At 61.5% G+C, this 18,654-nt stretch carries 15 protein-coding genes; 12 read left to right on the top strand and 3 right to left on the bottom strand.

The window, feature by feature from the left end:
* Positions 1–34: 34 nt before the first annotated feature.
* Genes atpA through atpC form a run of 4 tightly spaced genes read left to right on the top strand, consistent with a single transcriptional unit; the run spans position 35 to position 4,241 of the window.
* A complete protein-coding gene (gene atpA, locus J3350_RS05595; RefSeq protein ID WP_097791601.1) occupies positions 35–1,555 on the top strand; it encodes a F0F1 ATP synthase subunit alpha in 1,521 nt (506 codons plus the stop codon).
* An 18-nt stretch (positions 1,556–1,573) separates the two neighbouring features.
* Positions 1,574–2,422, top strand: coding sequence for an ATP synthase F1 subunit gamma (gene atpG, locus J3350_RS05590; protein ID WP_207685994.1), 849 nt, complete (start codon positions 1,574–1,576; stop codon positions 2,420–2,422).
* Between the two features lie 19 nt (positions 2,423–2,441).
* A complete protein-coding gene (gene atpD, locus J3350_RS05585; protein WP_097791603.1) occupies positions 2,442–3,836 on the top strand; it encodes a F0F1 ATP synthase subunit beta in 1,395 nt (464 codons plus the stop codon).
* A 3-nt stretch (positions 3,837–3,839) separates the two neighbouring features.
* Complete coding sequence (gene atpC / locus J3350_RS05580) at positions 3,840–4,241, top strand: ATP synthase F1 subunit epsilon (protein ID WP_097791604.1); 402 nt, start codon at positions 3,840–3,842, stop codon at positions 4,239–4,241.
* A 61-nt stretch (positions 4,242–4,302) separates the two neighbouring features.
* Here atpC and J3350_RS05575 read toward each other — a convergent pair whose 3' ends face one another.
* Complete coding sequence (locus J3350_RS05575) at positions 4,303–5,145, bottom strand: DegV family protein (RefSeq protein ID WP_097791605.1); 843 nt, start codon at positions 5,143–5,145, stop codon at positions 4,303–4,305.
* Between the two features lie 336 nt (positions 5,146–5,481).
* Here J3350_RS05575 and murC point away from each other — a divergent pair, with 336 nt between their 5' ends.
* On the top strand, positions 5,482–6,858 hold the full coding sequence (murC, locus tag J3350_RS05570) for a UDP-N-acetylmuramate--L-alanine ligase (protein WP_207685993.1): 1,377 nt from the start codon (positions 5,482–5,484) through the stop codon (positions 6,856–6,858).
* 93 nt (positions 6,859–6,951) lie between these two features.
* Here murC and coaBC read toward each other — a convergent pair whose 3' ends face one another.
* The gene (coaBC, locus tag J3350_RS05565; RefSeq protein WP_207685992.1) at positions 6,952–8,148 is read right to left on the bottom strand and encodes a bifunctional phosphopantothenoylcysteine decarboxylase/phosphopantothenate--cysteine ligase CoaBC; all 1,197 of its coding nucleotides are present in this window, start codon (positions 8,146–8,148) and stop codon (positions 6,952–6,954) included.
* A 467-nt stretch (positions 8,149–8,615) separates the two neighbouring features.
* On the opposite strand from coaBC, the gene J3350_RS05560 reads away from it, so the two are divergent.
* The 3 genes from J3350_RS05560 (at position 8,616) to J3350_RS05550 (ending at position 11,211) form a co-directional block, all read left to right on the top strand.
* A complete protein-coding gene (locus tag J3350_RS05560; protein WP_207685991.1) occupies positions 8,616–9,494 on the top strand; it encodes a type III pantothenate kinase in 879 nt (292 codons plus the stop codon).
* Between the two features lie 23 nt (positions 9,495–9,517).
* Complete coding sequence (locus J3350_RS05555) at positions 9,518–10,489, top strand: Gfo/Idh/MocA family protein (protein WP_207685990.1); 972 nt, start codon at positions 9,518–9,520, stop codon at positions 10,487–10,489.
* Positions 10,490–10,611: 122 nt separating this feature from the next.
* Positions 10,612–11,211 carry an ECF transporter S component gene (locus J3350_RS05550; RefSeq protein ID WP_207685989.1) on the top strand — a complete coding sequence of 200 codons (600 nt, stop codon included), beginning with the start codon at positions 10,612–10,614 and terminating at the stop codon, positions 11,209–11,211.
* A 139-nt stretch (positions 11,212–11,350) separates the two neighbouring features.
* Here the strand turns inward: J3350_RS05550 and J3350_RS05545 are convergent, their stop codons facing one another.
* Positions 11,351–11,719, bottom strand: coding sequence for a RidA family protein (locus J3350_RS05545; protein ID WP_207685988.1), 369 nt, complete (start codon positions 11,717–11,719; stop codon positions 11,351–11,353).
* A 171-nt stretch (positions 11,720–11,890) separates the two neighbouring features.
* Between J3350_RS05545 and J3350_RS05540 the strand changes: the two genes are divergently transcribed.
* The 4 genes from J3350_RS05540 to J3350_RS05525 all read left to right on the top strand — a co-directional run bounded on the left by J3350_RS05540 (position 11,891) and on the right by J3350_RS05525 (position 18,638).
* The gene (locus tag J3350_RS05540; RefSeq protein WP_207685987.1) at positions 11,891–13,651 is read left to right on the top strand and encodes a tyrosine-protein phosphatase; all 1,761 of its coding nucleotides are present in this window, start codon (positions 11,891–11,893) and stop codon (positions 13,649–13,651) included.
* Between the two features lie 322 nt (positions 13,652–13,973).
* Complete coding sequence (gene rny / locus J3350_RS05535; RefSeq protein WP_097791613.1) at positions 13,974–15,551, top strand: ribonuclease Y; 1,578 nt, start codon at positions 13,974–13,976, stop codon at positions 15,549–15,551.
* Between the two features lie 208 nt (positions 15,552–15,759).
* Positions 15,760–16,464 carry a hypothetical protein gene (locus tag J3350_RS05530; RefSeq protein WP_207685986.1) on the top strand — a complete coding sequence of 235 codons (705 nt, stop codon included), beginning with the start codon at positions 15,760–15,762 and terminating at the stop codon, positions 16,462–16,464.
* A gap of 89 nt (positions 16,465–16,553) precedes the next feature.
* Positions 16,554–18,638 carry an elongation factor G gene (locus J3350_RS05525; RefSeq protein WP_207685985.1) on the top strand — a complete coding sequence of 695 codons (2,085 nt, stop codon included), beginning with the start codon at positions 16,554–16,556 and terminating at the stop codon, positions 18,636–18,638.
* Positions 18,639–18,654 lie beyond the last annotated feature (16 nt).

Here is an 18,654-nt window from a genome sequence, read left to right as displayed (position 1 = left end):
TTGAACAAAAGAATTGAGTGGTGAACACAAGACAATGCAACTGAAACCTGAAGAAATCTCCAAGATCATCCGGGCGCAGATCAAGCACTATGAGAACGTGATCGAGCAGAGCGAAGTCGGCACGGTCATCATGGTGGGCGACGGCATCGCCCGCGCCAGCGGTCTGGAAAAGTGCATGGCAGGCGAGCTGCTTCAGTTTGACAACGGCGAATACGGCATGGCCCAGAACCTGGAGGAGAACACTGTCTCCATCGTTCTGCTGGGCTCCGACGTCGGCATCAAGGAAGGCAGCACCGTCAAGCGCACCGGCAAGGTCGTTTCCGTGCCGGTGGGCGACGCACTGATCGGCCGTGTCGTCAACGCACTGGGCCAGCCCATCGACGGTGCAGGCCCCATCGAGACCACCGAGTTCCGCGCCATCGAGAGCAAGGCCCCCGGCATCATCGACCGCCAGCCCGTCAAGGAGCCGCTCCAGACCGGCATCAAGGCCATCGACTCGATGATCCCCATCGGCCGCGGCCAGCGTGAGCTGATCATCGGCGACCGCCAGACCGGCAAGACCACCATCGCAGCCGATACCATCATCAACCAGAAGGGCAAGGACGTCCTCTGCATCTACGTCGCCATCGGCCAGAAGCGCTCGACCGTTGCGAACCTCGTGCAGAGCCTGACCGAAGCCGGTGCCATGGGCTACACCATCGTGGTGTCCGCCACGGCGTCCGAGCTGTCGCCGCTGCAGTATATCGCTCCCTATTCCGGCTGTGCCATGGGCGAATATTTCATGCACAAGGGCAAGCATGTCCTCATCATTTACGACGACCTGTCCAAGCACGCCGTCGCTTACCGCGCCCTGTCGCTGCTGATCCGCCGTCCGCCGGGACGTGAAGCTTACCCCGGCGACGTTTTCTATCTGCATTCCCGTCTGCTGGAACGCGCGGCCAAGCTCTCCAATGAGCTGGGCGGCGGCAGCCTGACGGCTCTGCCCATCATCGAGACGCAGGCGGGTGACGTTTCCGCCTACATCCCGACGAACGTCATCTCCATCACCGACGGCCAGATCTTCCTGGAGACCGAGCTGTTCCACTCCGGCGTCATGCCGGCCGTCAACCCCGGCATCTCGGTGTCGCGCGTCGGCGGCAACGCACAGATCAAGGCCATGAAGAAGGTCGCGGGCACCCTGAAGCTGATCTACTCCCAGTACCGCGAGCTGCAGTCCTTTGCACAGTTCGGCTCCGATCTGGACGCCGACACCAAGGCCCGCCTGGCACAGGGCGAGCGCATCGTGGAGGTGCTGAAGCAGAACCGTTCGGCTCCCGTGGCAGTGGAAAAGCAGGTGGCCATTCTGTATGCCACCATCCACGACTACCTCGTCAAGGTCAAGGTGCCGGACGTGGCGGAATACGAAAAGGGCCTGTACGAATATCTCGACAACAGTGCTGACGGTGCTAAGGTCATGGAGACCATCCGCACCACCGGCAATCTGGACAAGGATACCGAGGAAGCACTCAAGGGCGTTCTGTCCACCTACACCGAGAGCTTCGTCAAGGCGCACTGAGGGAAGGAGGCGTAACGCATGGCAGGTTCCATGAAGGACATCAAGCTGCGCATCAAAAGCGTAGAAAGTACCATGCAGATCACCAAGGCCATGGAGCTGGTGGCTTCCTCCAAAATGCGCCGTGCCAAGGAGCGTGTCGAACACAGCCGCCCCTATTTTGAGACCCTGCACGAAACACTGACCGGCATTGCGGCAGCGGACCCTCGCGCCCGCAGCCCGTATCTGCGCCGGGACGAGATCCGGCGGACGCTGCTCATCGTCATCGCGGGCGACCGCGGCCTGGCGGGCGGCTACAACAGCAACGTGCTGAAACAGGCCGAGGCCCAGCAGGGCCCCGTGACCGTGCTGCCCATCGGCAAGCGGTCGGCGGAGTATTTCGCCCACCACGAGGCCGACCTGTTCACCGACAAGGTGCTGCTGGCGGCGGAGATCTCGGTGGGCGAGTGCTTCTCGCTCTCCCGGAAGATCACCGAGGGCTTTCTGAAGGGCGATTACGACGCCGTGAAGATCTGCTACACCCGGTTCGACTCCATGATGACCCAGACGGCCGCCACAATGGAGGTGCTGCCCCTGAGCATCGAGCCGACCGAGGAGCAGAAGGCAGCGGCCCGCCGCAGCCAGATCCTGTACAAGCCCAGCAGCGAGGAAGTGTTCCGTGCCATCATCCCCGAATACGTCGCTGGCATCGTCTACGGTGCCGTGTGCGAGAGCGTGGCCAGCGAGCTGGCCGCCCGCCGCACCGCCATGGACGCCGCGACCAAGAATGCGGGCGAAATGATCGACCATCTGAATCTGTATTACAACCGCGCCCGTCAGGCTGCCATCACGCAGGAGATCACCGAGATCGTGGCCGGCGCGGAGATTTGAAAGTAAGGAGTTGTAGCCTATGTCCGAAAAACACATCGGCAAGGTGATCCAGGTCATCGGCCCGGTGCTGGACATCCAGTTCAAGGATGGCGAGCTGCCGGAGCTGCTCAACGCCATTGAGATCGACAATCACGGCGAGAAGCTCATCGTCGAGGTAGCCCAGCTCACCGGCGACAATGTGGCGCGCTGCATCGCCATGAGCAGCACCGATGGTCTGGTGCGCGGCACCGACGCCGTGGATACCGGCGAGTCCATCAAAGTGCCGGTGGGCGACCAGTGCCTGGGCCGCGTGTTCAACCTGCTGGGCGAACCGGTGGACAACAAGCCCGCCCCGGAGGCCGAGGCCTACTGGCCCATCCACCGCCCGGCTCCCAGCTATGAGGAGCAGCAGTCCACCACCGAGATCCTGGAGACCGGCATCAAGGTCGTTGACCTGATCTGCCCCTACGCCAAGGGCGGCAAGATCGGCCTGTTCGGCGGTGCCGGTGTCGGCAAGACCGTTCTGATCCAGGAGCTGATCTATAACATCGCCACCGAGCACAACGGCTACTCGGTCTTCACCGGCGTCGGCGAGCGCACCCGTGAGGGCAACGACCTCTACGGCGAAATGACCGAGAGCGGCGTCATCAACAAGACGGCGCTGGTCTACGGCCAGATGAACGAGCCTCCCGGAGCCCGTATGCGTGTGGCACTGTCCGGCCTGACCATGGCGGAGTATTTCCGTGATGTCAAGAATCAGGACGTGTTGCTCTTCATCGACAACATCTTCCGCTTCACCCAGGCCGGTTCTGAGGTGTCGGCTCTGCTGGGCCGTATGCCCTCCGCCGTCGGCTACCAGCCCACGCTGGCCACCGAGATGGGTGCTTTGCAGGAGCGCATCACCTCCACCCGCAAGGGTTCCATCACCTCCGTTCAGGCCGTCTACGTTCCCGCCGACGACCTGACCGACCCGGCCCCTGCCACTACCTTCACCCATCTGGATGCCACCACCGTCCTGAGCCGTGACATCGCATCCCAGGGCATCTACCCGGCTGTGGACCCGCTGGATTCCACCAGCCGCATCCTGAGCCCCGAAGTCGTGGGTCAGGAGCACTACGAGATCGCCCGCGCCGTCCAGAAGGTGCTGCAGCGCTACAAGGAGCTGCAGGACATCATCGCCATCATGGGCATGGACGAGCTGAGCGAGGAAGACAAGCGGACCGTCAGCCGCGCCCGCAAGGTGCAGCGCTTCCTGTCCCAGAGCTTCCATGTGGCCGAACAGTTCACCGGTATGCCCGGCCAGTATGTGCCGCTCAAGGAGACGCTGCGCGGCTTTAAGATGATCCTGAACGGCGAGTGCGATGACCTGCCGGAGAGCGCATTCCTGTTCGCCGGCACCATCGACGATGTGTTCGCCAAGGCGAAGAAAGGGTAAACCATGACGACCTTTCATCTGACGGTGGTCACGCCGGACGGCTGTGCCTTTGACGGGCAGGCCGAGCGGGTGGTCTGCCGCGCCATCGACGGTGACCTTGCCATTCTGGCCAAGCACGGCGACTACTGCACCGCGCTGGGCATGGGCGAGGCCCACATCGTGGACGCGGAGGGCCAGCGCCGCCGTGCTGCCTGCATGGGCGGGATGCTCACCGTGCTGGACGGAACTGTCCGGCTGGTCGCCACCACCTGGGAGTGGGCCGAGGAGATCGACCAGGCCCGCGCCGAGGCCTCCAAAAAGCGCGCCGAGGAGCTTCTGGCACAGAAGAACCTGGACAAGCGCGACTATGAGCTGGCTCAGGCCCGCCTGAAGCGCGCCCTCGTCCGCACCTCCATCCACCCGTAACAGCAAACAGCACCCCATCCGCAGCGCCTGCTGCCGGTGGGGTGCTTTTGTGCGGTGCGATTTACTTTGTGGCAAAAACGATACCGATGGTGCCGGGGCCGGAGTAGCCGCCGATGGTGGTACCGATGTCCGTCTCGATGATCTGCTCGAACTTGCCGTACTGTGCAAGCCCGGCCTTGACGGCCTCCAAACAGCCGGGTTTGGGCTGGCAGGAGGAGAGGAAGACGACACTGGTATCAATGTCGTCTCGGTCAGCCAGCTTCTCGGTGATGTATTTGCCCACGCAGATGGGAAGCTGACCGCGGTACTTCTTGACCACCTTCAGCTCGCCGTCGATGACGGCCAGACTGGGCTTGATGCCCAGAATGTTGGCCCCGAAGGCCAGCACACCGGAGCAGCGGCCACTCTTGGCCATGTAGTCCAACTGGTTGAGCACGAAGCTCAGATCGACCTTCTTGGCAAGGGCTTGCAGCCGCATACAGATGTTCCGGGGCGGCAGGCCGTCCGCCGCGAGCTTGGCTGCCCGCAGGACGAGATAGCCCTGCCCGGTGCAGATGTTCTCGCTATCCACGACCGAGACGTTCCCGAACTCCTGCGCGGCGAGTTTTGCGTTCTGGCAGCAGGACGAGAACTTGGACCCGACACAGATGTGGATGACGGCATCGTAGTCTTTAGCAAAGGGCGCAAAGAAATCCGTGTACTCCACGAGGTTCGGGGCAGCGGATTTCGGCATCTTGCCGCCGTTCTGCACATGGGTGAACACATCGGCGGGGCGGACGGTAACGCCGTCCAGCAGGCTTTCTTCGCCCATCAGGATGTGCATGGGGATGAGCGAGATATTCCACTGCCGCAGCAGCGTTTCGGACAGGTCACAGGTGCTGTCCGCAGTGATCTTGATCTTCATGTTCGATACTCCTCTTCTGTTCGCCGGGCCGGGCCGCAGCGCGTTGGTTTCTTCAAAATCCTGAATTATCATAGCACAAAAGCTTAAAGTTTGTTAGGCGATCACAAAAATGAAATGTGAATCTTTTGTGAATCGCTGATTCTGGCGGAAAAAGGCTGGCATTTGTGTACAGTTGTCACAAAATAAACCGGTTTTTTATGGTTCTTTCCGAAAATTCGCTCGGAACTGTTTATTTTGTCCGCCAAAAATTATATAATAAGTAGTACCACACGATGGATCAAAATGAGATCGGTCTGCGCTGCGGCCGTTTTATGTTTATTTGGAGGTTGCCTTATTATGTTTGTTACCGACTATACCAAGCATCTGCTTGATCATGTGAAGAAGATCCACTTCATTGGCTGCGGCGGCAGCGGCATGTATCCGCTGATCCAGATCCTCAACGCCAAGGGCTATGTGATCTCCGGTAGCGATGTGCTGGACGGAAGCATCATTCAGTACGAGCGGGAGATGGGCGTCAAAGTCTCGCTGGGCCACAGTGCCGACAACGTCATCGGCACCGACCTCGTGGTCTACTCGGCTGCCATCTCGAAGGACAATGTGGAGCTGAATGCGGCGGCTTCCTACGGCATCCCCACCGTGGAGCGCAGCGTCCTGCTGGGCTACGTCAGCCGCCTGTATAAGGACAGCATCTGCGTTTCCGGCACCCACGGCAAGACGACCACCACGTCCATGATCACCACGGCGCTGGAGCTGGCAGGCCGCGACCCCTCTGCCGTCATCGGCGGCAAGCTGCCCCTCATCGGCGGCTACGGCAAGGCCGGCAAGGGCGACGACATCGTCATCGAGGCCTGCGAGTATTCCGAGACCTTCCTCAAGCTGACCCCGTATCTGTCGGTCGTGCTGAACATCGACAACGACCATCTGGACTACTACGGCAGCATGGGCGAGCTGAAGTTCGCCTTCAAGCGCTTCGCCCTGATGACCCAGTTCATGATCTTTGCCAACGCCGACGATAAGAACACCATGGATGTCATGTACACCCTGGACCGCCGCGTCCGCACCTTTGGCATCGACAACGACGGTGACTACCGTGCCGTCAATGTGCAGGAGTACAAGCCCGGCTTCTTTGAGTTCGACCTCCAGGAGTGGGGCAAAGTCACCGGCCACATCCGTCTGGCGGTGCCCGGCCGTCACAACGTGTACAATGCGCTGGCCATGTGCGCCGTCTGCCGCTTTGTGGGCCTGACCGTGGAGCAGTGCGCCGATGCAGCCCTGAACTTCAAGGGGGCAGGCCGCCGCTTTGAGCTGTACGGTGAGTGCAACGGTGCAGTGGTCGTGGACGACTACGCACACCACCCCACCGAGATCCGTGCGACCCTGACCACGGCCCGCGAGATGGGCTACAAGCGCCTCATCGCGGTCCACCAGCCGTTTACATACAGCCGGACCAAGATGCTGTTCAACGACTTCGTGGATGTCTTCAAGATCCCCGACATCACAGTGCTGACCCCCATCATGGGCAGCCGTGAGCCGAACGACCCCTCCATCACCAGCGCCAAGCTGGCCGCCCAGATCCCGAACGCAGTCCTGGTGGACAGCCTGGAAGCTGCGGCGCAGTGGGTCAAGGACAATGCCCGCGAAGGTGACCTCGTCATCACCCTCGGCTGCGGCGATATCTATAAGGCCAGCAAGATGATGGTGGCAAAGGACTGAAGCCGCCGCATCCGGTGACCAATAAAACCAAAGCTCCCTGCCGGACACAAAATGTGCGGCAGGGAGCTTTTTTGTGGGATGCGAACCGTCTGTTCAGCCGTTCCGCCGCTTCAGGATCTCGTCCAGAATGGCGTCGGCGACGTCCGATTTGCTCATGAGGGGCAGTTCGCGGGCACCGTCCGGGGTGATGAAGGTGACGACGTTGGTGTCCACGCCGAAACCGGCACCGGCCACCTTCAGGTTGTTGGCGACCACCATGTCGAGGTTCTTCCGGGTCAGCTTGGCCGAGGAGTTTTCCAGCATGTCGCGGGTCTCCATTGAGAAGCCGCAGAGGAACTGCCGGGTCTTCCGGGGGCCGATGGTGCCGAGGATGTCGGCGGTGCGCTCCACCGGGATGGACAGGTCGCCGTCCTTTTTCTTGATCTTGTCGTCGGCGACGGTGGCGGGGCGGTAGTCGGCTACGGCAGCGGCCATGACGAGGATGTCCATTGCGTCAAAGCGGCTGGTCACGGCGTCGTACATGTCCTGTGCGGTGGTGATGGGCACATCCTCGGTGAACCGAACCGGCGGCAGGGCTGTGGGGCCGTGGATGAGGGTGACGTCTGCGCCACGCATCGCGGCGGCGCGGGCCACGGCATAGCCCATCTTGCCGGTGGAGTGGTTGGTCAGGTAGCGCACGGGGTCCAGCGGCTCCTGCGTGGGGCCGGCTGTCACGGCGATGCGCAGCCCGGCCAGGTCCTTCGGGCGGGCAATGGCGTGGAGGATGTACTCGATGAGGACATCTTCCTTCGGCAGGCGGCCGCTGCCTACATCTTTGCAGGCCAGCATACCGCTCTCGGACGGGATGACGGTGAAGCCGTAGCGCTCCAGCGTGGCGATGTTGTCCTGGGTGATGGGGTTTTCCAGCATCCCGGTGTTCATGGCAGGGGAGACCAGCTTCGGGCACTTGGCCGCGAGGACGGTCGTGGTCAGCATGTCGTCGGCAATGCCGTGGGCCATCTTGGCGATGACGTTGGCCGTGGCCGGTGCAACGAGGATGACGTCGGCCTTTTTGGCCAGCGCGATATGGGTGACCTCGAACTTGAAATCCCGGTCGAAGGTGTCCACCATGCACTTGTGGCCGGTGAGCGTTTCGAACGTGATGGGGGTGATGAACTGGGTGGCGTTCCGGGTCATGATGACCTCGACGTCGGCCCCCAGCTTGCGCAGTGCGCTGGCGACATTCGCCATTTTATAGGCGGCAATGCCGCCGGTGACGCCCAAAAGGACGCATTTTCCGTTCAGATCCATCCAAAAACCTCCCAAATCTCTGGTTTGCTCTCCTTAGTATAATGCAAAATTGCCGCCAGCACAATAAAATCTTTTTGCAGCACTTGTATCGGAAGGCAAAATGCGGTAAAATAACCCTTGACTTAGAGTGAAAGGAACCTCTCAGTCAATGCTTCGCATTGCCAGCTCCCCTATCGGGGGAGCCCTTGGCAGGCCGGGCAAGCCCTGCTGTCCGCATAGGCCCAATTGGGCGCAAAGTGCCGGGCCCTGTCCTCATTGGTAGCAACAGCGGAACTACGCTCTACCAAGGAGCGCGGGACAAGCAGCCGTGAATCTCGGCAGCGGAGCCCGGTCGTTTCCGAACGCGAGAAACTTTGCTCGTTCAGCGCAGCCATTACCGACTCGCCAGTGGCTCCCCTACCAGGGGAGCTGGCGAGCCGAAGGCGAGACTGAGAGGTTGTACGTATCTTCAGAAAGGTTTCCCAAATATGATCTTAGCCATTGATATAGGCAACACCACCGTCGCCCTGGGGGGCATCAAGGACGGACGTGTATGCTTTGTGGCCCACATGGATACGGTGCGCACCCGCACGGCGGCGGAGTACCGCGCCGAGATGGAAAAGGTGTTTTCGCACCGCCGCCACCCGGAGCGCCCCATGCGCTTTGAGGGCGCGGTGCTGACCAGCGTTGTGCCCCAGATCACGGGGGCGCTGGCCGAGTGCGCCCGCCATTACACCGGCAAAAAGCCGGTCATCGTATCGCCGGACATCCGCACCGGCCTGACCATGGGCGTGCCCGACCCCCATACCGTGGGCAAGGACCGTCTGGTCGATGCTGCCTATGCGGCGGCAAAGTTCCCGCTGCCGGTCATCACGGTGGACCTGGGCACGGCCACCACCTTCAATGTAGTGGATGAGGACCGGGTGTTCCGGGGCGGCGTCATCTGCCCCGGCCTGTCCACCGGGCTGCGGGCTCTGGGGGAGCGCTGCGCCCAGCTGCCGCAGGTGCGCCTCGGCTCCCCGAAGAGCGCCATTGGTGTGAACACGGAGAGCTGTATGCTGTCCGGCTCGGTGCTGGGCACGGCGGTGCTGCTGGACGGCATCGCCCAGCGCATCGAAGAAGAACTGGGCCGCCCGGCAACGCTGGTCGTGACCGGCGGTCTGGCCAAATACGTCACCCCGCTCTGCCGCCACCCGCTGACCTACGACCCCGAACTGCTGATGAAGGGTCTGGCGCTCCTGTACCAGATGAACGCGCCGCAGCACCACGCAGGCGGCGGCAAAAAGCGGAACCAGAACTTCCGCCGCGTCCGCCGACCCCACCCGCAGCGCCGGGAGCGCCGCGAGGATGAGGCCAAAGCAGGCTGACGACAGACAGGATGGAGAAGAGAATGAAATTAGGGATTCTGGGCACGGGCATGATCGTGCGGGAATTTTTGCCGTGGCTGACCGGGGCGGACTCGCCTTTTACGGTGCAGTCCATCTGCAGCACCCAGCGCAGCGCAGAGGCGGCGGGGGAGCTGTGCGAACAGTACGGCATCCCCCAGCATACCACCAACTATTTTGAGTTGTTACAGGACGTGGACGTGGTCTATCTGGCCGTGCCGAACAACCAGCACGCCCGCTATGCCAAGGTGGCCATCGAGGCGGGAAAGCACGTCATCGTGGAAAAGCCAATGGCCATCAATGCCTTGCAGGCAGAGGAGCTGGCGAATCTGGCCCGCCGCAGGAAGGTCTTCCTGTTCGAGGCCATGACCACCCAGTATCTGGAAAATTACAACAAGATCCGCGAACTGCTGCCCCGCGTGGGCAAAGTGAAGCTGGTGCAGTGCAACTTCAGCCAGTATTCCAGCCGGTACGATGCTTTCTGCGCCGGGGAGACACCGGTCTCCTTTGACCCGGCCCGTGCGGGCGGCGCACTGATGGACCTGAACGTCTACAACATCAGCTACATCGTGGGCCTGTTCGGTGAGCCGAATCAGGTGCACTACACCGCCAACATCGAGCGCGGCATCGACACCAGCGGCATCCTGACCATGGAGTATAACAGTTTCCGCGCGGTGAGCATCGCCGCCAAGGACTGCGGCGCCCCGGCCCGGTATGTCATCCAGGGCACGAAGGGCTATATTTTGCAGAAATCCACCGCCAACTGGTGCGGCGGTGTGACCTTCCACCCCAATGAGGGCAAGGAAGAGCACTACAACCTCAACGGCGGCCGCCCCCGGCAGGCGGCTGAGTTCCATGCGTTCGCCCGCGCCATCGAGGGCGGCGACCAGGAGCTTTGCAGCCGGATGCTGGATACCTCTGTGGCCGTCAGCAAGGTGCTGACCGTGGCCCGGCGGTCAGCAGGACTCAAGTTCTGACCACGGACAATGCCCTGACAAGCGTGTCTGAAGTCCGTATCAACAAAATTTATCCCGCATAAAGCGGGCAGGTTTGCGCCGTATCCGACGTAAGGGCGGAACGGCAGCAGGAGGAAAACAAAATGAAAAACAACGATCTTCGTACTCTCACCCGGCTGGCACTGCTGGTCGCCATCGAGCTGGTCATGAAGGCCATCGGCCTGGGCAGTGTGCCCATGGGCCCGCTTTACATGAGCTTTTTGACCCTTCCCATCGCCGTGGGTGCCATCACCATGGGCCCCGCTGCGGGTGCCATCCTGGGCGGCGTGTTCGGCGCGGTGAGCTTCTATGACGCCATCACCGGCGCTTCTGCCATGACCGGTGCCCTGTTCCAGGTCAGCCCGGTCAACACCTTCATCCTCTGCGTGGGGATGCGTGTGCTGATGGGCCTGTGCGTCGGCTTCATCTTCAACGGCCTGAAGAAGCTGGACAAGCCCGGCACCTGGAGCTACATCCTCAGCGCCATGTGCGCCCCGGCTCTGAACACCCTGTTCTTCATGGGCTACATCGTGCTGGCCTTCTATGGCTGCGACTATGTCCAGAACCTCGTGTCCGTCAAGGGCGCGGCCAACCCGTTCATGTTCGTCGTCCTGCTGGTCGGCGTGCAGGGCGTGGCCGAGTTCCTGGTGTCCGGCATCCTGGGCGGCATCGTCGCCCGTGCTGTGCACAAGTTTTTGAAGTAACCGACGCGCCACACGTCAGGGCAGCGCGTCCGGCCCGATCATAAAATAACAAAAGCCAGAACTGGTCTGCCAAACGGCAGCGCAGTTCTGGCTTTTTTGCAGCTTCATGCAGCACCCGGAACCGGGTACGGACGGCGGATCACGCTTCTGCGATGGCCTCGACCTCGCACAGGACGCCCTTGGGCAGGTCCTTGACGGCGACACAGCTGCGGGCGGGCTTGGAGGTGAAGAACTTGGCGTAAACCTCGTTGAAGGCCGCAAAATCCGCGATGTCGGCCAGGAAGCAGGTGGTCTTGACCACCTTGTCAAAGCCGCTGCCGCCGGCTTCCAGAATGGCGCCGACGTTCTTGCAGCTCTGCTCCGCCTGTGCGGCGATGCCTTCGGGGATGGTGCCGTCGGCGGGGTTCACCGGAATCTGGCCGGAGGTGTAAACAAAACCGTTGGAGAGAAAGCCCTGCGAGTAGGGGCCGATGGCGCCGGGGGCCTTTTCTGTAGCGATCACTTTCATAGGATACTCCTTCTTTCTTCATCTGAGATGTGAAATGTGTTTGCTATGCTGAGTCTACACCCGGCGGGCGGGTGCTGTCAATCATTCGGCACTTTTTTCACCGTCCGGCTTTACATTCCGCGCAAAAGGCGGTATTCTTTATGTACCAACCACTGTTTCAGGAGGAACCCCATGGATATCCGCCAGCTGCATTATTTTCTGGTCCTGTGCGAGGAGATGAACTACACCCGCGCGGCCCAGCGGCTGTTTTTGTCGCGGCAGGCGCTGCGGCAGAGCATCACCGCGCTGGAAGCCGAACTCTGCGGGCCGCTGTTCGTCAGCGCCCATCACAAGCTCTCGCTCACCGAGCGGGGGCTGAGTCTGCAGCGCCATGCGGCCCCGGTGGTGGAGCAGTTCCAGCAGATGCAGGCGGCCCTCCATGCCGAGATCCAGTCCGCCCAGCCGGTGCGCATCGGCATCAGCGTCTCGCTGGTGCCGGACTATCTGCCCGGTCTGGAGACCCAGCTGGACAAGTTCCGCCAGCAGTACCCCCACATCGAGATGCGGTTCCGCCTGCTGGACAACGACGCCGTGGCCGACGGAGTAGAGCAGGGCGAGCTGGATGCGGGGCTGGTCATGGACCTGGGCTGCGCGGCGCAGGTGCTGGCCCGCACCACGCTGCGGGCAGACCCCGCCTGCCTGCTGGTGCCGCGCGGCCACCCCTTCTGGGAAAAGGAGCGGGTGCCGCTGGCAGCGCTGCGGGGGCAGCGGGTGCTGCTGCCCAGCCTGCGGCAGGACCTGTTTGCGCCCCTGTGGGACGCCTGCGCCAAGGCGGGTTTTGCGCCCGACGCCGAGATCGGCCCCAGCTTCTATCAGGCCTATTATCTGGTGCAGGAGCAGCTGTGCACCTGCCTGACCCGGTATGAGCCGGGGGCACGGCGGGAACTGGATCGGGTGCGCGATGTGCTCATCGAGGATATGCCGCCGCTCTGCGTCTCGATGGTGCAGCGGCGGGACCACAACTCGGCCTACCTGGACCTGCTGCGCAGCTACCTGATGGAGGTGCTGGGCGGTACGGCATCGCTGCCGCCCCGGCGGGGCCGCCCGGCCAAACCGTTCTACAGCCGCCCGGTGCTGTCCAGCACGGCGGTGGAAAAGCCTGCACCCCACCCCGCGCCCGGCACCCAGCTGCCCTTTGCGGGCGGGAACAACTTCCGGGAGCTGGGCGGCTACCCGGCCGATGAGGGCAAACACGTCCGCTGGGGGCAGATCTACCGGGGCATCCCCACCGGTCTGCTGACGAGCGACGCCGACCGGAAGCTGCTGGATTCGCTGGGGCTGCGCCTCATCCTCGACCTGCGCAGCGAGCAGGAGGCCGAGAAGATGCCGGATTATGTGCCGGACGGTGCCCGGATGGTGCGCATCTGCGGGCTCTGCCTGGACGACGGCAAGGAAGTGGATTTTTCGCCGGAGGACCGCGAGCGCCTGCTGGAAGGCAAGCCGGACGAAGGCCGCCGGATGGCCGATGCCATGTACCGGCAGATGCTCTTCGGCAACAAGGCCTACAAGGAGCTGTTCCGTGCTCTGGAAGTGGGCGAGACCCCGGTGCTCTTCCACTGCTCCGGCGGCAAGGACCGCACCGGTGTGGCGGCTATGCTGATCCTGCTGGCGCTGGGCGCTTCGGACGAGACGATCCGTCAGGATTTCGTCCGGACGAACGAATGCCGCCGCCCGGAGCTGGAAAAGATCTGGGCCGAACATGCCGACGAGATCGCCGCCCGCCCGGAACAGAAGAAGTTTTATCAGGGCATCGCAGGGGTGCACCCCGAATCGGTGGACCTGGTGCTCTCCGCCATCCGGGAAAAATGCGGCAGCGCCGAGGCCTACCTCGAAGCCGAATACGGCCTGACCCCGGCCCGCCTGATGCGGCTGCGGCGGATGTATCTGGAGTAAATTTTCAAAATTGCGCCCGCTTCCCTTGACATTGCTTCAAATGTTTCGTAATATAAGAAGTAGTATGGAATCCATGACGCTGTGTGCAGGGGTATTCCGCAACCAAATTTCAATGGGGCTTCATCTGCCCGTTTTTATATGAAAACCTTGTAAATAAAAAAGAAGTGCAGAACGCGCACCCGAAGGGTCTTTCCGGTGGTGTGTTCCGGTCCGGCTTCTTTTGTGTTGAGAGCTTGATTTTGTCTTGTTGCCCACGCCTTGCCTGGCAGCGTCTCCAGCATTTCGTTGAATTTGAACTTTAACGTTAAGGAGAGTGAACACGATGCCCACGATCGCATTGGTTTTGATCGTGGCCGTGATCGCAGCAGCTGCCGGTATCGGCGGGGGTTATTTTATTGGTTACAACAACCGTAAAAAGACCGCCGAGGCCCAGATCGGCAGCGCCGAAGCCGAGGCGACCCGGCTGGTGAACGAAGCGATCAAGACCGCAGACCAAAAACGAAAAGAAGCTGTTCTGGAAGCAAAGGACGAGGCCTTCCGCCTGAAAGCAGAGGTGGACGCCCAGAAGGCGGAAGCCGACAAGGAGATCAAGCAGCGCCGCGCTGAGATCACCCGTCAGGAGAACCGCATCGACCAGAAAGAAACAGCTCTGGACCGCAAGACCGAAGCTCTGGAGAAAAAAGAAGAAGAGCTGAAGAAGAAGAACGAGGAAGCCGACGCCCATCTGGCGGAGGTGGACGCCATCCGCGCCAAGGAGATGGAGCGGCTGGAAACGCTGGCCGGTCTGAGCCAGGAAGACGCCCGCGAAGTGCTGCTGCACAAGGTGGACGAGGAACTGACCCACGAAAAGGCCGTCCGTGTGGCAGCCTACGAGACCGACCTGAAGGAGAACTGCGACAATCTGGCCCGCAACCTCATCGGGCAGGCCATTGCCCGCTGTGCAGCCGACCATTGCAGCGAGACCACCGTCAGCGTGGTGCCGCTGCCCAGCGATGAGATGAAGGGCCGCATCATCGGCCGCGAGGGCCGCAACATCCGTGCGCTGGAAACGGCCACCGGTGTGGACCTCATCATCGATGATACCCCGGAGGCCATCACCCTGTCCTCCTTCGACCAGACCCGCCGCGAAGTGGCCCGCATGACCTTGGAACGCCTGATCGGCGACGGCCGCATCCACCCCGCCCGCATCGAGGAAACGGTGGAAAAGTGCCGCCACGATCTGGAACTGCAGATGAAGCGCGAGGGCGAGAAGGCCGTGATGGAGCTTGGTATCCATGGCCTGCACCCCGACCTCATCAAGCTCATCGGCCGCCTGAAGTACCGAACCAGCTTCGGCCAGAATGCTCTGACCCACAGCATGGAGGTGGCCTGGTTGGCCGGCCTGCTGGCAGGCGAGATGGGCGTGAACGTCACGCTGGCCCGCCGTGCCGGTCTGCTGCATGATATCGGCAAGGCGCTCGACCACGAGATCGAGGGCAGCCATGTGCAGATCGGTGTGGACATCTGCCGCAAGTACAAGGAAAACACCCAGGTCATCCACGCCATCGAGGCCCACCACGGCGATGTGGAGCCGAAGACCCCGCTGGCCTTCATCATCCAGGCCTGCGACGCTATCAGCGCCGCCCGCCCCGGTGCCCGCCGTGAGAACGTCGAGAGCTACGTCAAGCGTCTGGAGAATCTGGAGGAGATCTCTTCCAGCTTCGAGGGCGTCGAGCAGGCCTTTGCCGTTCAGGCAGGCCGCGAAGTGCGCATCATGGTCAAGCCCGATGTCATCAGCGACGATCAGGTCATCCTGCTGGCCCGCCAGATCGCAAAGAAGATCGAGGACACGCTGGATTACCCTGGCCAGATCAAGGTCAACGTCATCCGCGAGAGCCGCGCTGTCGATTACGCAAAATAAGATCCTTTCCCGAAGCCCGCTGTATGGTTGCAGCGGGCTTCTTTTTGTCTGCCCCGGCTGCGGAAGTCTGGAATAACTGTCTTCTGTACAAGAACAATGATGATAGAATAAAAATAAAAGTTGACGAGGGGAACTCAAAAGAACAGAAAAAGCCCTGCGTCTATGTCGGCAGGGTCTGTGTGACCGAGCCGTACCAAGAGCAGGGCTTATGCGCAAGGTCATGGATATCGTCTTTGCGGAGGGGAACCGCCTCGGCATCCCGGTCGTGCTGGACACCGACGCGAAGTCGAAGTGCGAAAGAAATCAGCACCTTGGGATGGAACTTGCAGCCGAAGTGCCATTCGGGGATTTCGGCGCGATGCACCACCTCATCGAGTACCCGGACGGACCGTCACATTTTCTTCTGTTCCACCTGCTGCAGGGTCGCCATCTCGCGGTGGAAGTTGTTTTTCCAATAGCTGAAATCGAACAGGCGGCAGAGCCAGAAATAGGGCAGCAGCCAGGGGGCCGTTTTCAGCTTGGGGTAGCGCATACACAAAATAGCAAAGGGCGGAAAGAGCCGGTGCCAGAAATATTGCAGTTTCCAGCCAACGCCGCTCTCGTTCTTCTGCTTTTTGCGCATCAGGCAGATACGCTGGGAAAGGTAGCCGCCGTAGGAGCCGGAGAGGAAGCAGAACGCTTCCAGCTCCCGGAGTTCCTTATCCGCTGCGCCGGGCTTATTGGCGAACCAGTACGCAGCCGAACGGCTATGTGCTGGTCGATGCGCACGGCGGGAGTGAGCGGGCGGCCCTCTGCTTACGAGAACTTTCTGCGCGTTTTCCGGTCGATTTTTGAGCCGGACGGTCAAAATGCACAAAAGCAGGGCGGCAAGTTTGGCGGGTCAAGGAGCAAAATTTTCAAGCAATCTATTTGAAAATCGCCTGAAGTGTGGTATTATCTTTGTAAAATATGCCACAAAAACGGAGAGAACGCTCCGTGCGGCGGAAAGAGGGAAAAACCGATATGAAATACGCAAGCAACAACATCCGTAATATCTTGATTGCAGGCCATGCCGGCAGCGGCAAAACGACGCTGACTGAGGCATTGGTCTATTTTTCGGGCGCAGCGGAGCGTATGGGCCGGGTCGAAGACGGCACCACGATTTCGGACTTTGACCCTGAGGAAGCAAAGCGCAAGGCCAGCCTGTCGGCGTCGGTCGTCCCCGTGGAGTACGAGGGCATCAAGTACAACTTCATTGATGCACCGGGCCTGTTCGATTTTGAGGCCGGTGAGTATGAGGGCATCCGGGCTGCGGAGAGCGTGCTGGTGTGCGTCTCCGGCCGCAGCGGCGTGACCGTTGGTGCCGAGAAGGCTTTCCAGCTGGCCCGCAAGAACGGCAAGGCCACCATGGTCTTTGTTTCCAAGTGCGACCTGGAAAACGCGAACTACTTCAAGATCCTGGAAGACATGAAGATCCGCTTCGGCTCCACGATCTGCCCCTGCGTCGTCCCGGCCAAGCTCGACGACGGCACCCCGGTGTACATCAATCTGTTCAGCCAGAAGGCCTTCAAGTATGAGGGCGGCAAACAGATTCAGGTGGATCTGCCCGACATCGGCCACCGCTTCCAGGGCCTGATCGAGGCCATGAGCGAGGCCATCGCTGAGACCGACGATGAGCTGATGGAGAAATTCTTCGGCGGTGAGCCTTTCACCACCGAGGAGATCGTCGAGGGAATGCGCAAGGGCGTCAAGGACGGCCTCATCACCCCCGTCTTCTGCGGCAGTGCGGTCAACCAGCAGGCACTGGATATGCTGCTGTTCAACATGCACAAGCTGCTGCCCAGCCCGGAGCACGAGGAGTGCACCATGGCCGAGGACGCCAACGGCGAGCCTGTCGAACTGCACTGCACCGAATCGGAGCCTACCGCTGCCTACGTTTTCAAGACCGTGGCCGACCCGTTCGTGGGCAAGCTGAGCTATCTGCGCGTCATCAGCGGCAAGGTCACCGCAGGCTTGGCCCTGACCAATGCCCGCACCGGCGACACCGAAAAGATCAACAAGCCCCTGACTGTCATCGGCAAGAAGCAGATTGAGAACGACGGCATCGGTGCCGGTGACATCGGCGCTGTGGCAAAGCTGGTCAGCGCAAAGACTGGCGATACCCTCTGCGATGCTTCCCGCGTGGTCAAGCTGCCCGCACCGGTCTTCCCGCTGCCCAGCCTGTTCATGGCCGTCACCGTGGCCAAGAAGGGCGACGAGGGCAAGATCAGCAGTGCGCTGGCCCGCCTGATGGAAGAAGACCCCACCCTGAGCTACGAGAACAACGCCGAGACCCACCAGCAGATCATCGGCGGTCTGGGTGAGCAGCATCTGGACGTCGTCAAGGCCAAGCTGAAGAACAAGTTCGGCGTCGAGATTGGCCTGGAGGCTCCCCGCATCGCCTACCGCGAGTCCATCCGCAAGGCCTGCCAGAAGCAGGGCCGTCATAAGAAGCAGACCGGCGGTCATGGCCAGTTCGGCGATGTCGTCATCAACTTCGAGCCCTGCGACAGCGAGCAGGTCGTCTTTGAGGAAAAGGTCTTCGGCGGCAGTGTCCCGAAGAACTTCTTCCCGGCCGTTGAAAAGGGCGTCCGTCTGGCCGCAGAAAAGGGTGTGCTGGCCGGTTATCCTGTGGTCGGCCTGAAGGCCACCCTGCTGGACGGCAGCTACCACCCCGTGGACAGCTCCGAAATGGCCTTCATCATGGCGGCCAAGCTGGCCTATAAGGCCGCGATGCCCGAAGCTGGCCCCGTCATCCTGGAACCCATCCACACCCTGAAAGCGCACGTTCCCAACGACAACACCGGCGATATCATGGGCGACGTCACCAAGCGCCGCGGCCGTGTGCTGGGCATGGAGCCGGATGAGGACGGAATGCAGACCATCATCGCCGAAGTGCCGCTGGCCGAGCTGAGCAGCTTCACCACCTTCATCCGTCAGACCACGCAGGGCCGCGGCTGGTTCACCACCGAGTTTGCCCGCTATGAGATCCTGCCCGAAATGCTGGTGCCCGCCGTCGTCGAGCAGGCCAGAAAGCTGGGCAACCTGGACGAAGCTGCGGATGATTGAGCACAGCGCTCGCCAT

The organism is Faecalibacterium sp. Marseille-Q3530 (assembly GCF_017377625.1).
In the GTDB taxonomy this organism is placed as follows: Bacteria; Bacillota; Clostridia; order Oscillospirales; family Ruminococcaceae; genus Faecalibacterium; species Faecalibacterium prausnitzii_E.
The sequence above is the reverse complement of the archived record's forward strand: the minus strand, read 5'-3'. Positions and strand labels throughout refer to the sequence as shown.